The 14,369-nt window shown below is 70.7% G+C and carries 14 protein-coding genes; 7 read left to right on the top strand and 7 right to left on the bottom strand.

Annotation, left to right across the window (positions count from 1 at the left end):
* Positions 1-62 precede the first annotated feature (62 nt).
* A complete protein-coding gene (locus AC6JA9_RS19650; RefSeq protein ID WP_497960417.1) occupies positions 63-1,715 on the bottom strand; it encodes a hypothetical protein in 1,653 nt (550 codons plus the stop codon).
* Positions 1,716-2,046: 331 nt separating this feature from the next.
* Here AC6JA9_RS19650 and AC6JA9_RS19645 point away from each other — a divergent pair, with 331 nt between their 5' ends.
* Together AC6JA9_RS19645 and AC6JA9_RS19640 are read left to right on the top strand one after the other, a co-directional pair.
* The gene (locus tag AC6JA9_RS19645) at positions 2,047-4,122 is read left to right on the top strand and encodes a methyl-accepting chemotaxis protein (RefSeq protein WP_223751133.1); all 2,076 of its coding nucleotides are present in this window, start codon (positions 2,047-2,049) and stop codon (positions 4,120-4,122) included.
* A 29-nt stretch (positions 4,123-4,151) separates the two neighbouring features.
* Entirely contained in the window at positions 4,152-4,532 is a 381-nt protein-coding gene (locus tag AC6JA9_RS19640) for a hypothetical protein (protein ID WP_497960416.1), read from the top strand.
* A 43-nt stretch (positions 4,533-4,575) separates the two neighbouring features.
* Here AC6JA9_RS19640 and AC6JA9_RS19635 read toward each other — a convergent pair whose 3' ends face one another.
* On the bottom strand, positions 4,576-4,869 hold the full coding sequence (locus tag AC6JA9_RS19635) for a hypothetical protein (protein WP_223784364.1): 294 nt from the start codon (positions 4,867-4,869) through the stop codon (positions 4,576-4,578).
* Positions 4,870-5,120: 251 nt separating this feature from the next.
* Here AC6JA9_RS19635 and AC6JA9_RS19630 point away from each other — a divergent pair, with 251 nt between their 5' ends.
* From AC6JA9_RS19630 to AC6JA9_RS19615, 4 genes are all read left to right on the top strand, one after another.
* Positions 5,121-5,897: an enoyl-CoA hydratase/isomerase family protein gene (locus AC6JA9_RS19630; protein ID WP_408890591.1), complete on the top strand. Its 777-nt coding sequence runs from the start codon at positions 5,121-5,123 to the stop codon at positions 5,895-5,897.
* A 19-nt stretch (positions 5,898-5,916) separates the two neighbouring features.
* Positions 5,917-6,501, top strand: coding sequence for a hypothetical protein (locus tag AC6JA9_RS19625; RefSeq protein ID WP_223751114.1), 585 nt, complete (start codon positions 5,917-5,919; stop codon positions 6,499-6,501).
* Between the two features lie 75 nt (positions 6,502-6,576).
* The gene (locus AC6JA9_RS19620; RefSeq protein WP_223751113.1) at positions 6,577-7,308 is read left to right on the top strand and encodes a DUF7873 family protein; all 732 of its coding nucleotides are present in this window, start codon (positions 6,577-6,579) and stop codon (positions 7,306-7,308) included.
* A gap of 523 nt (positions 7,309-7,831) precedes the next feature.
* A complete protein-coding gene (locus tag AC6JA9_RS19615) occupies positions 7,832-8,485 on the top strand; it encodes a tetratricopeptide repeat protein (RefSeq protein WP_223751112.1) in 654 nt (217 codons plus the stop codon).
* A 6-nt stretch (positions 8,486-8,491) separates the two neighbouring features.
* Here AC6JA9_RS19615 and AC6JA9_RS19610 read toward each other — a convergent pair whose 3' ends face one another.
* Complete coding sequence (locus tag AC6JA9_RS19610; protein ID WP_497960414.1) at positions 8,492-9,076, bottom strand: TetR/AcrR family transcriptional regulator; 585 nt, start codon at positions 9,074-9,076, stop codon at positions 8,492-8,494.
* 163 nt (positions 9,077-9,239) lie between these two features.
* Here AC6JA9_RS19610 and AC6JA9_RS19605 point away from each other — a divergent pair, with 163 nt between their 5' ends.
* Positions 9,240-10,187, top strand: a complete 948-nt coding sequence (locus tag AC6JA9_RS19605) for a LysR substrate-binding domain-containing protein (protein WP_497960412.1) — start codon at positions 9,240-9,242, stop codon at positions 10,185-10,187.
* A gap of 13 nt (positions 10,188-10,200) precedes the next feature.
* Here the strand turns inward: AC6JA9_RS19605 and AC6JA9_RS19600 are convergent, their stop codons facing one another.
* The 4 genes from AC6JA9_RS19600 to AC6JA9_RS19585 all read right to left on the bottom strand — a co-directional run bounded on the left by AC6JA9_RS19600 (position 10,201) and on the right by AC6JA9_RS19585 (position 14,294).
* Positions 10,201-10,791, bottom strand: a complete 591-nt coding sequence (locus tag AC6JA9_RS19600; protein WP_223784459.1) for a hypothetical protein — start codon at positions 10,789-10,791, stop codon at positions 10,201-10,203.
* A gap of 113 nt (positions 10,792-10,904) precedes the next feature.
* Complete coding sequence (locus AC6JA9_RS19595; RefSeq protein ID WP_223751109.1) at positions 10,905-11,981, bottom strand: MBL fold metallo-hydrolase; 1,077 nt, start codon at positions 11,979-11,981, stop codon at positions 10,905-10,907.
* 93 nt (positions 11,982-12,074) lie between these two features.
* On the bottom strand, positions 12,075-13,547 hold the full coding sequence (locus AC6JA9_RS19590; RefSeq protein ID WP_223751108.1) for an amino acid permease: 1,473 nt from the start codon (positions 13,545-13,547) through the stop codon (positions 12,075-12,077).
* Positions 13,548-13,634: 87 nt separating this feature from the next.
* Positions 13,635-14,294, bottom strand: a complete 660-nt coding sequence (locus tag AC6JA9_RS19585) for a hypothetical protein (RefSeq protein ID WP_223751107.1) — start codon at positions 14,292-14,294, stop codon at positions 13,635-13,637.
* Positions 14,295-14,369 lie beyond the last annotated feature (75 nt).

Below are 14,369 nucleotides of genomic sequence, written 5' to 3'. Positions count from 1 at the left end.
GCCGCCCCCCGGAAACCCGGCGGGCCGCCCCCTCCAGCGGCCCCGCCAGGCTCCGGAGCCGCTCACCCGCTGACGTTGAAGAAGGCGGGCAGCGGCGTGGTGCCATCCGCCTTGAAGGCCCGGATGACGGCGCGGAAGCGGACCGTCTGGTTCGCGTTGACGGTGGTGTCCGCCGCGGTGGGGTTGAAGAGCGTGCTGTTCGTCTCCCAGATGCCCGCCGTGTTCAGGACCTTCAGCGTCGGGTTGCAGCTGGCGTCGTAGTCCATGCGTCCGCCGCCGATGCGGTACCAGCGCTTCTGGCCTCCGGCCGCCGTCTGCTCCCGGTACAGGTCCACGTGCGCGCGGCCGTTGGCGCCGCCGTTCGCCGGGCAGTTCTGGATGCCGGGGTACATCGCATGGGCCGCGGACCAGGCGTGGGTGATGTCCACGTCCGCGATGAAGCCCGGGCACAGCCCCGACGTGTGGTAGCCTGTGCCGCCGCTGGTCACGTTGCCGTAGTACCAGGGCGCGGACGACGCGTCGGCGGGCTCCGACAGGCAGTCGAACACGGAGCGCACCGCGGCGGCGACGACGGGCCCGCGCGTCTGCACGCCGTCATGGTTCGCGGTGATCCACCCGAAGTACTGCTCCAGCTGGATGCCATTGGAGAACGCGCTGGCCGCGTTGACGAAGTTCTCGGGGCCGTCCCCGTCGAAGCAGTCGCCCCACTTGTAGGTGACGCGGGAGCCGTCATCGAAGGCGGAGTCGGGGAAGGCCATGCGGATGACCTCGGCCACGCCCCGGTGCATGGACTGCTCCTCGAGGTCCCCGTTCTGTCCGCCCACGCGCACGGCGATGGAGGACGCGCAGCTGGCGCCATGCGTGTGGAACGACACCGCGTACGGCATGCGCGTGCCCCCGGCCCCCGTGTGCAGCGACAAGGCAGGCCAGCTGTGCTGGAGGTTGGCGGAGGTGATGTGGAAGCGGTCGAGCTCGTGATGGGTGCGCTGCGCGTTGTTGAAGCCCGCGCCCCACAGCGTCTCCCACGTCCGCGCGCCCGTGGCGGCGTCCATCGCCTGCAGCTGGGCCAGGGTGCCGTTCTCCATCAGGTGCGGCCAGGTGTAGAGGACCTTCGGCGCCGACTGGGGCTTGTAGAGCTCCACCAGCGAGTTGGCCGAGCCGCCCGTGACGACGGCCACCGACGGCGTCGTCAGCGCGGGCAGCGCCCAGTTCGCGCCCGCCGCGCCCGCGAAGTTGCTGCGCACCGTGGGCAGCGTGAGCGTCTGGTTCGTCTCGTCGTCCGTGCCGTTGCCATCCAGGTCCAGGTCGATGCTGCCGTTGACGTCGAAGTCCGCGTCGATGTCCACCCGGTTGCGGAAGCCCGTCTGCGTCATGAGGATGTTGGGGCTCCCCGAGGGCCCCACGACGGTGCAGACGCCGCGCAGCGTGGCGCCCCGGTAGATGAGCAGCTGCGTGCGTGGGGGAATCGGGTCGAGGATGCCGTCCCCGTTCAGGTCCTGGTTGGGCACCAGGCAGTTCTCGTGACGCGCCGAGGCAACGCCCCCGGTGGCCGGAATGGCGCTGTCACTGACGACCTGGATGTGGCTCGCGGCATAGACGACGGCGGCGCATGACGCGTCCAGTGCCTCGGAGTTGTTGATGGGCTCGGAAACTTCGGGCCCCGCGCAACCCGCGAGGAAGACCAGGGGCCACCAACGGAGTCGGGTCAGCTGCATGAGGTGCGTTCCTTTCGGAGGGCGGTTCGCACTCACCAACGACGCCTCGGCCGAATGTTCCCGGCTCACGGTATATTGCGTCATTTTCCCGCACCGGATGCCCTGTGGCATTTGAACCCGGGTCGCAAAAGCCCCTCCCGAAAAGCCCTCCCAAACCTTTCCTACATGTCAGGGGATGCAGACCTATTTACAGGCATGCATCGCGCGGTCGAGCATTGGGGCCCTCATGGCTGCCCACCGCCCTACCCCGACATCTTTCGACAGCCTTGCCTCACACGCTGGTTCCGTGAGGCTTCACAACCCATCGCGCCGAGCCGCGCTGCTGGCCCTGATGGGCTGCGCGTTGCTCGTGGCGCTCCTGCACTCACCGACGGCGAATGCCGCGGAGGCAGGCGCTCCCGTCCAGTTGAAGGAAGGCTGGCGCTATCGCTGGGGAGACTCTCCTCCCGGAACGGATGGCATTCCGTTGTGGGCCCAGACGGCCAACGTCGCCGAGGACTGGCGCCCGGTGGAAGCGAACAAGCCGCCCCCGGGACGCGGGACGAACACGTTCCTGTGGCTGAGCATCCCGTTGCCGGAGGGCCCGTGGGCCGAGCCCGCGGTGATGCTGGGCGAGGTGACCAACGCCGTGGAGGCGTACGCCAACGGTCAGCGCATCTACGTGAGCGGCAAGCTGAACACGTCCGGCGCGGAGCTGTCCGACAACATGGCCTGGCACCTGGTGCCGGTGCCTCGCTCGGCGCTGGGGGGACACCTGCTGCTGCGCGTGCAGTCGAGCAACCCGAACATCGGCGTGGCGCAGGGCGCGCAGGTGGGCTCGCGCCACCAGCTGCTCGCGTTGGTGACGCGTGACGGCCAGGCGCCGTTCGTCATGGGCATGCTGCTGTTGTCGGTGGCGCTGGGCTCGGGCGGTGCGTTCCTGATGCACTGGCGGCGGCGGATGCTCGCGGGCCTAGCGGTCTTCTCCGCCAGCGGCGGCTTCGTGCTGCTGGGCCTGAGCGGCATGCCCAACGCGCTGTGGGACGCGCCCATCACCGCGACTCGCTTCACGGTGCTGGGCATCTTCCTGCTGGTGTCCGGCCTCATCGAGTTCGTGTCGGACGCCATCCTGGACAACCAGCGGCGGTGGTTCCGGCTGGGCGCCATGGGCTACACCGCGCTGTGCGTGGTGGCGGCGTTCACCGTCTTCATCGACCTGGGGACGGCGCAGCGCATCCTGGTGCCCTTCCTGCCCTTCTCCTTCACCATCCTGCTGGTGTGCTTCATCGTGGCGGCGACGGAGGCGTGGCGTGGCAACCCCGACGCGCGCATCTTCATGGGAGGCCTGGCGGGCCTGGTGTTGTTCCTGGCGCTCACGGTGCTGCCGGTCATCGGCGTGTTGAGCGTGTCGTTCGGCAATGTGTCGCACTGGGGCTATCTGGCGCTGACGCTGTCGCTGTTGGGCATCGTCGCGCGGCGCTCCATCGAGGTGGTGCGCTCGCTGGAGGCGCACACCCGTCAGCTGGAGGAGCGGCAGGCGGAGGTCCGAAACCTCGCCGAGCGCATGGGCACCGGCGCCGGGGAGCTGGCCACGGTGGTGCAGCAGCTGCGCTCCACGAGCGATCAGCAGACCGAGGGTGTCAGCCGTCAGGCCGCGGCGCTGCAGGAGGCGGAGCAGACGGTGAAGGAGATCCGCCGCTCGTCGCAGATGACGGCGGAGAAGGCCAGCTCGCTGGCGGCCTCCGCGGAGGGCGCCGAGCAGGTGGGCCGCGAGGGCAGCGCCGCGCTGGAGCGCACGCTGGGAGACCTGGCCGCCATCCGCAACGAGGTGTCGGAGATGGCGCGGCGCATCCTGGCGCTCGACGAGCGCACGCGCGAGGTGTCCGGCATCGTCGACTCGGTGAAGGACCTGGCGGACCAGTCCAACATGCTGGCCATCAACGCGGCCATCGAGGCGGCGCGCAGCGGGGAGAGTGGCCGGGGCTTCGGCGTGGTGGCGCGCGAGATGCGCGGCCTCGCCGACCAGTCCATCCGCGCCACGCACCGCATCCGCGAGGTGCTCAACGGCGTGAGCGCGAGCATGCGCGAGGCGGCCCAGTTCAGCGAGAAGGGCGACGAGCGCGTGCGGCAGAGCCTGGACGCGGTGCGCACCTCCAGCGCGCAGTTCCAGGAGCTGGCGGTGCTGATTGGCGACTCCAGCGCCAGCATGCGGCAGATCACCGCCGCGGTGAGCGCGCAGGACGCGGGCACCCAGCAGATGGCCCTGGCCATCCAGGAGCTGTCCGGCCAGATGCAGCGCACGCTGAAGACGGTGCAGGAGACCCAGGAGGCCACGCGCTCCGTGCAGTCGCTGGCGGAGAGCATGTCGGGCCTGGCCACCCAGTCGCTCCGGACGGAGAGCGGCACACACGCCGCTCCGCACCGCTGAACGAGGTTCCTCTCACGCTGCGAGCCCATATGCCCACCCGTGCCGCGCTATCGGTCGTGTTGCTGCTCATCGGCGCCCTCGCCTGCGCTTGCGCGACGACGCAGGCGGCGGACGCCGACCCGCCTCCCCGGCCCAAGACGACGGTGCAGGTGGAGAGCCGCAAGACGGTGGACGTGAACCTCTACGCCCTCAACGGGGCGCGCAGGGTGCGGCTGGGCACGGTGCCGGGGATGTCCAGCCGCAGCTTCGTGCTGCCCCCGGACATGGTGGGCGTCACGGACCGCGTGCGCTTCGGCGTGGAGATCATCGGCACGTTCGGCGGCAAGAACATCGGCAGCGAGCGCCGCTTCGAGAGCGAGCAGGAGATCTCCGTCCAGCCGGGCGAGGAAGTCACCCTCACCCTCTACTGAGCGGACGGGCCCACCTCCCCATGCCGGGGGAGGTGGTGGCCGGCTAGCGTGGCGTGGGCGCCGGGCGGAACGACGCCAGGTCCTCCGCGGCCCCCCGCGTGGGCTGGGTGAGCGCCTGGACCCCGTCGAAGGGCAGCGCGGGCGCGGGCTCCAGTTGGCGCGGCGGGCCTTCCGGCGCGGCCAGGGCGGGCTCGGTGACGTCGAGGGTGAAGAAGCCCCCGTTGTTGTCCTCGTTGCCCTCGGCGACGGTGGCCTGCGGAAGCGATGGATGCAGGCCGTCTGGGTTCCGATGGCGGGGACGGTGGCCATGGGGCAACCCCCGCGTCAAGACAGACATCCGTCGCCCGGCCGTTCCAAAGCCAGACATCGGCAATCGGTGGACAAGGCTGGAACACGGACGCCCCCGGCCGGTATGACTGGGCCACGGGCGGCACGCGCACCACGTTCACCGTGGGACGCGCCATCACCCAGGCCACCGACTGACACACGATGAAGTCCCATCGGCACGCGGGAGAATCCTCGACGTCGCACGGACGAGATGGACGGGCACAATCAGGCGGCTACAGTCCGCCCATGACTGTCCAGGCGATGAGCGTACTGCTGGAGGTGGACGACGGCGTCGCCACCCTCACGATGAACGATGCGGCCCGCCGCAACGCGATGACCCCCGAACTGGGAATCGCACTGCGCGAGCGCGTCGAGGAGCTGCGCGGACGTAGCGACGTGCGCGCCGTGCTCCTCACCGGCGCGGGCGGGACGTTCTCCGCCGGCGGAGACCTCCAGATGCTGGACCGCCTGCGCCAGGTCCCCTTCGAGGAGGCCCGCCTCTTCATGCTCGAGTTCTACTCGCGCTACCTCTGCCTGCTCGACCTGCCCGTGCCGACCATCGCCGCCGTCGAGGGCGCCGCCATCGGCGCGGGCCTCTGCGTGGCCCTCGCGTGCGACCTCGTCATCACCTCCGAGGACGCGAAGCTCGCGCTCAACTTCGTCCAGCTCGGCCTGCACCCCGGCATGGGCGCCACCTTCCTCGTCCCACTGCGCGCCGGCCCCCAGCGCGCCGCCGAGCTGCTGCTCACCGGCCGCCGCTTCGATGGCCGCGAGGCCGCCCGGCTCGGCCTCGCCCTCGAGGCCACTCCCGCGGACCAGACGCGGACCCGCGCCTCCACGCTCGCCCGCACCATCGCGTCCAACGCGCCGCTCGCGACCCGAGGGCTCAAGCAACGGCTCGGCCTGGACCGCGCGGCCCTGCGCCGTGCGTTGGAGGAGGAGGCCCGGCTCCAGGCGGAGAGCTACGGCAGCGCGGACCTGGGCGAGGGACTCGCGGCCGCCGCGGCCCGCCGTCCTCCCGTCTTCCACGGGCGCTAGCCACAAGGAGCATGAGCACATGGCACCCCTTCGATTGGAACGACACCTCCACGGCGTCCACGTCGTGCTGCACTGCGAGGACGACGCGGAGGAGCAGGCCGAGTGGGTGCTCGGTGTGCTCACCCGCCTGCCTCCCGGTGGGCTGCTCCCGGGCCGCACGCTGCGCTTCGGCTGGTCCAGCCTGCGACTCGACCCACGGGGCACCTCGCTCGTGGTGACCGAGCCCGACTTCGCCGGCAACCCGATGACGGACTGGCGAGACGACATCACCGTGACGCTGCGGGTCCAGGGCCGCATGCTCGAGACCACCCAGGCGGTGGGCTGCGCTCCCCTCTTCCCCCGCTATGGCGACCGGGTCGACGCCCTGCCCGGCTGGGAGTCCAGCTCGCGGCTCGCCGTCGCGCGCATCCGCGCCCCCGAGGCCACCGACTCCGGCTGGCTCATCATCCCCCCGGGCGCCGCCACCGGGCAGGAGCCCGAGTCCCTCCCCCTCTACGCCCTGCTCCATCGCCGCCCCGCCCTGCTGTCCGCGCTCGCGCTGCCCGTGGGCTGGGTCGCCGAGTTCGAGGACGACGCGCTCCTCGGCTACGGCCGGCCGAACTGAGAAGCCGTCACCGCCGTCAGGTCCGCTCGGGACGAAGCGTCGAGCGCCGCAACTCAAATTCAAGAGAATGACATCGTGACCAAGCTCAATCAGATCATCGCCGTCGAGAAGGGCGTCAAGAACCGCTCCCAGCAGGAGCTGACCCAGGCGCACCACGACCTGCAGAAGCCGCAGCTGCTCAACGGCATCTCCCGCACCTATCAGCCCCGGGACGAAGAGGGTGAGCGCTTCCCCCCCGAGTCCACGCGCGTGCAGGTGCGCACCGACGACGTGCTGAAGAAGACGAAGGAGATCCTCACCCGCCTCTTCGACGTCACCGCCACCAAGGACCTCACCAACTGTCGCGCCAAGGCCGACGTGAGCGTGGACGGCCGCGTCCTGCTCAAGGGCGTGCCCGCGACGTACCTGCTCTTCCTCGAGAAGCAGCTGGTGGACCTGCACACCTTCGTGAAGAAGCTGCCCACGCTGGACCCGTCGGAGTCCTGGATCCCAGACCCGGCGCAGGGCCTGTGGGCCACCGAGCCCGTGCAGACGGCGAAGACGAAGAAGGTCCCCCGCAACCACGTGAAGGCCGAGGCCACCGAGAAGCACCCCGCCCAGGTGGAGGTCTATTACGAGGACATCGTCGTCGGTTACTGGAAGACGGTGAAGTACTCGGGCGCCCTGCCGGCCGTCCGGGTCAATGAGCTATTGGAGCGCGTGGAGAAGCTCCAGCAAGCGGTCAAGTTCGCGCGCGAGGAGGCCAACGCCGTCGCGGCGGAGGAGATGAAGGCCGGGGATGTTCTCCTCGGCTACCTCTTCAGCTAGGCTCGCGCACGCAGTCCTACGGAGTACAAACTCAAGCTCAGCAGCAAGTTGACGCCGAGCGTTCCCGGGTCGTCTTCCAGTGCAGGTTCGAACCCTGCCCCCGCCAACCCTGTGGCGGGGTAGCCCAAATGGTAGAGGCGAGCGACATAGACCGGGCCCGCGAAGCACCCCAGTTTCAGACTCTCACTCCAGACTCAACATTCGCTGTCGTGGGTCCGATCAACCGTCTTCGCCCTTCTCCTCGAGATGCTGGTTCAATTCCAGCCCGCCGCTTGTTCCACCCTCGCGCGGCGGTCGTTCAATCGCAGGACACGAGGCCTCATCCTGAGGCGAAGACTTAAACGTGCGGACTCCAACATGGCAGCACCCCGGGCCCGGTCAGGAGGACACCCTGATCGGGCCCACTTCTTTTGGGAATCTTCCATTCCAGCTGTCACGCATCCGTCGCTGAGCGTGCACGGCGCGGCGCGCCAGGGCGCGTGGGGTTGCCCCTGACTCGCGGGCCGACTTCAATGCGGAGTCGATGCTGTTCGGAAGCAAGACGCCCCCCTCCCGTTCCCAGCTCGTCACCGACGCGGACCTCGCGCGCTCCAAGGGTCGGCTGAACAAGGCCATCTCCGGCTATCGCAAGGCGCTGGAGCTGGAGCCCAAGGACGCGGTGGTGCTGGGCAAGCTCGCGCCGCTGCTGGCGAAGACGAAGCAGTCGGAGGCCGCGCTGGAGAGCTTCCGCGCGGCGGCCCAGGCGCACCTGGACAAGGGCTTCGCCGACAAGGCGCTCGCGGTGTACGCGCAGGCGACGGAGCTGTTCCCTCGCGAGCTGGACCTGTGGCGCGAGGTGGCGCGGCTGCACGTGGAGAAGGGACATCGCGCGGAGGCGGTGAAGTCGCTGCTGCGCGGACGGCTCCAGTTCTCCCGGGCCTCGGAGCAAGGCAGCGCCATCGCGCTCCTGCGCGAGACGCTGGCGCTGGATGCGTCGCTGTTCGAGGTGAAGCTGGACCTGGCGCTCCAGCTCGCGCGCCAGAAGCAGCGGGACCAGGCGCTGGAGATGCTCTCGCCGCTCGAGGCCGAGGCGAAGGGCCCGCGCCAGGTGCGCAAGCTGCGATGGACGCAGGCCCAGGTGAGCCCGAGCGTGGGCGCCTACTTCGCGTGGCTGCGCGCGGTGCTGCGCGGCGGCTGAGGCGGGTCAGGAGGAGCGCGGGAGCTCGGCCTGGATGCTCCGCCACGCGAGCCTCGGGAGCCGGGAGCGAATCCACGCCGGGTCCAGCGCCGCGCCCGCCAGGTAGCGCCGACACGCCTCGTGACTGGGGCCGAGCAACACGACGTCCAGCTGCAGGGGCGTCCACACGGGCACCCCGTCCTCGGCGATGAAGCGCGCCGTGTGCTGGATGATGGGCCCGAGCAGCTCCATCTTGCGAGCCAGCAGCACCTCCGCGGCGCCCGCGCTCAGCTCCATCGCCATGGCCTGGTACATGAAGCGCCCCTCGTCCGGATGGGCCAGGACCCACTCCAGGTGCCCATCCACCAGCGCGAGCACCACCTCCTCCGCCGTGGACGTGGCCAGCACGCGCTCCGTCTGATGCGAGAAGAGCCGCTCGAAGGTGCGCAGGAGCAGTGCCAGCGTCAGGTCCGGCAGCCCGTCGAACAGGTGGTAGACGCTGGAGGGGCTCGCCCCCGCGGCCTTGCGAATCTCCTCGATGCCCGTGCCGAGGACACCCCGCTCCGTGAAGCACTGCAACGCCGCGTCCAGCAGCTCGTCGCGTCGCTTCACCCCATCCCGTCGTGCTGGCCCCATGCGCCCCTACCCTATGTCCGGCCCTCCCCCGGGTCATCTGGAGCAACCCTCCAACTCCCCCCGTCCCCGCCCGGGGAAGCGCGGGCACCGGGGCGAACGCTCGCCGAGGTCGTGAGCCCGGACGCGGTACAAAGGGCCCGTGCGCCTCCAGCCCCACCCCTTCACCCTACGGCAACTCCAGTACGCCGTCGCCGTCGCGGACAGCCTGAGCTTCCGCAAGGCCGCCGCGCTCTGCCACGTCTCCCAGCCCTCGCTGAGCGCGCAGCTCGCGCAGCTCGAGGAGGCGCTCGGGGTCCGCCTCTTCGAGCGGGACAGGAAGCGCGTGCTGCCCACCACCGCGGGCCAGCGCCTGGTGGAGCGCGCCCGCCGGCTGCTCCTGGAGGCGGACGACCTCCAGGAGGAGGCCCGGCGCGTGGGCAACCCGCTCGACGGCACGCTGCGCATCGGCATCATCCCCACCGTCTCGCCCTACCTGCTCCCCTCGCTCACGCCCGCGCTGCGCCGCCGCTTCGCGCGCCTGACGGTGGCGTGGGTGGAGGACAAGACGGAGGTCCTGACGCGCGAGCTGGAGGCGGGCACGCTGGACGCGGCGCTGCTCGCGCTGGAGGCGGACGTCGGCGACGTGGAGCGGGACATCATCGCGCGGGACGCGTTCTTCCTCGTCACGCCCAAGGGCCATCCGCTCGGCGCGAGGGACACGCCGGTGACCCCCTCGGAGCTGCGCGACGCGAAGGTGCTCCTCCTGGACGAGGGCCACTGCCTGCGCGCCCAGGCCCTCTCGTTCTGCACCCGCGCCAGGACCCACGAGCAGGAGTTCCGCGCCACCAGCCTGTTGACGCTCGCGCAGATGGTGGCGGGCGGCGCGGGTGTCACCCTGCTGCCCGCGCTGGCCCTGCCGACGGAGAGCCGACGCGCGGACCTGGACATCCGCCCCATCGCCGCCCCCACGCCCCATCGCACGCTCGCGCTCGTCTGGCGGCGCAGCACCCCGCTCGCGAGCGCGCTGCGACAGCTGTCCGCCGTGCTCCGCGAGCACTACCCCGACACACCACCCGCCCGTCCCCGAGGCCCGGCGCGAGGCCGCTGAAGCCGCGTCGGCGTCAGAAGCTCCCCGCCATCCACGCGCCACCCAGGACGATGGAGAGCGTGGAGGCCACGCGGGGCACATGGGTGGCCACCTTCGCGGACACCCGCTTCGCGCGCGAGAAGGCGGCGATTCCCGCGGTGAGCGCGGACATGGCCAGGGTGCTTCCCACCGAGAAGCCGCCCAGGAAGAGGGCCTGCTCCACCCCCGTCCCCGCCACCGCGACGGGCAGGAGCAGCAGCAGCGCCGACGCGCCCGTCAGGCCGTGGACCAGCCCCACCGCGGCGATGCCCCGCGACTGCCGCGCCTCATCGCCCGTCCCCACGCGCCGCTTGAGCCCCCACACGCCCATGCCCAGAAGCGCCAGCCCCGCGATGCGCTCCGCCCACCGGTCGACGGACTCCAGATGCACCGCGGACAGGACGACCATCAGCAGCCCCGCCGCGACCAGGGTGCCGAGCCCATGGCCGAGCCCCCACAGCAACCCCACCCGCCAGGCCCCCTGACGCCGTCCGACGGACAGCGGCGCGAGGCTCAGCAGATGGTCCGGTCCCGCCAGCGCGTGCAGCGCACCTGAACCAACACCCGCCAGCGCGATGAGAGGCATCGTCAAGGCTCCTTCCACCTTGCATGGAAAGATGCCCATCGCGCATGCCCCGTTCCAAGACATCGTTTGGATGAAGGTGATAGCCGGGGGCTATCACCCGCCAGCACGGCCGCCTACCCGCCCAGCACGGGACGCGGGGCCAGCGCCGGGGAAGAAACCTCGCGCCACCAGGGCGTCACCGTCTCGACGCGCGTGGGCTCGCTCGCGGCCCCCAACCGGGGCGTGAACAAGCGCACCTGCTGCTCCGAGGCCAGCCGGACGAGCGTCTCCGCGGGCTCGTCCCACGCGTGCAGCGCCAGGTTGAAGGTGCCCCAGTGCACCGGCATCAGCCGTCCACCGCCCAGCATGTCGTGGACCTTGAGCGCGTTCTCCGGCCCCAGGTGGATGCCACCCCAGCTCGGATGGAACGCGCCGACCTCCAGCATCACCAGGTCGAACGGGCCATGCAGCCGGCCCACCTCGCGGAACTCCTCCGTCAGCCCCGTGTCGCCGCTGAAGAAGAGCCGATGACGCTCCCCCTCCAACACCCACGACGCCCACAGCGTCCGGTTCCGGTCCGCCAGCCCCCGTCCCGAGAAGTGCTGCGAGGGCGTGGCCGTGAAGGTCACCGGCCCCACCGGGTGCTTCTCCCACCAGTCCAGCTCGGTGATGAGCTCCGGCGCCACGCCGTAGGCCTCCAGGTGCATCCCCACGCCCAGCGCGGTGATGAACGGGACGCGCCGCTTCGCCAGCGCGGTGATGGTGGCGCGGCACAGGTGGTCGTAGTGGTCATGCGACACCAGCACCGCATCCAGCGCGGGGAGTGTCTCCAGTGACACCGGCACCGGGTGGAAGCGGCGAGGGCCCGCGAAGGACATGGGCGAGGCGCGCTCGCCGAAGACGGGGTCCGTGAGGATGCGCGCGCCGTCCAGCTCCAGCAGCATCGTGCTGTGCCCCAGCCACGTCACCCGCAGGCCGGAGTCGGGCCGCCGGGTCCACGCCTCGAGCGGGCTCTCCAGCGGGAGGACGCCGGGCGGCGTGCGCTGGGTGCCGCCGAAGAAGTACTCACCCAGCAGCGGGAGCGGATTGCCCTGGAGCCCGGGCCCCACGGGGGCGGTGTTGCGAAACCGGCCATCTTCGTACCGCCGCGAGGCGCGCATCTTCTCGAGCCTCGGGCCCGAAGGCCCACAATCCCGTCTGGAAGAACCCATGCGGCCTCTTCTAACGGGCGCCCCTGACTCTGGCCACCTCGCCAGCAGCCCGGACATCCACGCCAACGCTCGCCTCCCCGCCCGCCGGGTGGCTCAGGGCGGAGGGGTGTGAGACGCCTCCTCCCGGGCCACGCGTGAGTGGCGCCGCCCGTAGCCGAAGTAGATGACCAGGCCCAGGCCCAGCCAGAGCACCAGCCGCAGCCACGTCTCCAGTCCCAACCCCAGCATCAGCGCGCCGCAGGTGAGGATGCCCAGGATGGGGACCGCGGGGACGAACGGCGTGCGGAACGGCCGGGGCAGGTCCGGCTGCGTGTAGCGCAGCACCAGGATGCCGGCGCAGACCACCATGAACGCGAACAGCGTGCCGATGGACACCAGGTGCCCCAACAGGCCGATGGGGAACAGCCCCGCGACCACCATGGCCACCACGCCGGTGATGAGCGTGGAGACGTAGGGCGTGCGGAAGCGCGGATGGATGCGGCCGAAGAAGTCCGGCAGCAGGCCGTCGCGCGCCATGGCGTAGAAGACGCGGGGCTGGCCCATCAACATCACCAGCACCACCGACGCGAGGCCCGCGATGGCGCCCAGGCCGACGATGGGACGAAGCCACGCCAGCGCGGGGCCGCCCTTGGAGATGGCCACGTAGACGGGCTCGGCGACATCCAGCTCGTGGTACGGCGCCAGGCCCGTCATCACCCCCGCCATCAGGACGTAGAGCACGGTGCACACCACCAGCGAGCCGAGGATGCCCCTCGGCAAATCCCTCTTCGGGTTCTTCGTCTCCTGCGCGGCGGTGGAGACCGCGTCGAAGCCGATGTACGCGAAGAAGATGACGCCCGCGCCCGCCAGCACCCCGCTCCAGCCGAACTGACCGAACTCCCCCTGGTTGGGCGGGATGAAGGGCGTCCAGTGCTCGCGCTCGACGTGGAAGGCGCCGAAGACGATGACCAGCAGGACGATGGCCACCTTCACGAAGACGATGATGTTGTTGACGCGCGCGGACTCGTGGATGCCCACGACGAGCAGCGCGGTGAGCACGCCCACCAGCACCACCGCCGGCAGGTTGATGAGCGCCCCGGTGGCGTGCGGCACGAGCGAGCCGGGCGTCGTCCCGAAGGGCGCGTTGGCCAGGGCCGCGGGCAGCTCCCAGCCCACGTAGTCGCGCAGGAAGGCGGTGAAGTAACCGGACCACCCCACCGCCACCGCCGACGACGCGAAGAGGTACTCCAGCATCAAGTCCCAGCCGATGATCCACGCCACCAGCTCGCCCAGCGTCGCGTAGCCGTACGTGTACGCGCTGCCCGCGACGGGAATCATCGAGGCGAACTCCGCGTAGCACAGCCCGGCGAGCAGACAGCCGAAGCCCGCCAGCACGAAGGACAGGACGATGGCCGGGCCCGAGTGCTGCGCCGCCGCCGTCCCCGTCACCACGAAGATGCCGGCGCCGATGATGGCGCCGATGCCCAGCAACGTGAGCTGGAACCCATTGAGGGTGCGGTGCAGCTGCTGTCCCTCGCCGTCTTCACCCTGGAGCCTCGCCAGGCTCTTCTTCGACCAGATTCCCACGGCCGGCAGTCAACGCCGACTCACGAGCCTTCGGGAAGCGCGGAGGTCGGAGGGCGCCGCGCAACTGTCACCCGGCGAGCGAATCGCCTACCAGCGACGGTCCTCGCGGCGCTCACGGCGGTCCTCGCGACGCTCCGCCTTGTCCTCGCGCACCTCCTGGTAGCCCTCGCGAATCTCTCGCTCACCCAGGCGGATGAGCTCCTGGATGAGGTCGCGCTTGCGGTGCAGGGCCCCGCCGCTCCGACGCCCCTCCAGCTCCGCCAGGTCCTTCGCGATGGCCTGCCGCGAGCGCAGAGTGGCCAGCTCCGCCTTCACGTCCCGCTTGTCGTCGCGGGCATCGCGCCGGTCATCCCGGAGGTCGCGGCGCCCGTCGGAGCGGCGGCCCCAGGCCGCATCGTCCCGGACCTCCCAGGCCTCCGCGCGGGCCTCGCGCTGACTGCGCTTCGCCTCCGAGCTCGCCGACGCCAGCTCGACGCGGCTCTCCTGCAGCTCCATGCGCATCAGCTGACGGAGGCGGAGCTCCACGGCGCGCATCTCACGTTCGTCGTTGCGGCTCCAGGCCCGGTCGAAGCGGCCGAGCACCGACTTCAGCTCCGCCACATCCAGGCGGTCATCCTTGAGCTCGCGCCGGTTCTCGTGCTGCTCGTGGTGGTTCTGGCCGCGCTCGGACGGATTCGCACGGAACTGCGCCTGGGCGCTGCCGGCGAAGAGGAGTCCAGCGAGCAGGGCGGAAGAGAAGGCGTTCATGGGGAGGGGTCCTCGGGAGCACGAAGCTCGCTTGCGTGTTCTGGGCTTTCCGACGCCCCTGGCCCCGATTTATTC

Source organism: Myxococcus sp. MH1, assembly GCF_059738865.1.
The sequence above is the reverse complement of the archived record's forward strand: the minus strand, read 5'-3'. Positions and strand labels throughout refer to the sequence as shown.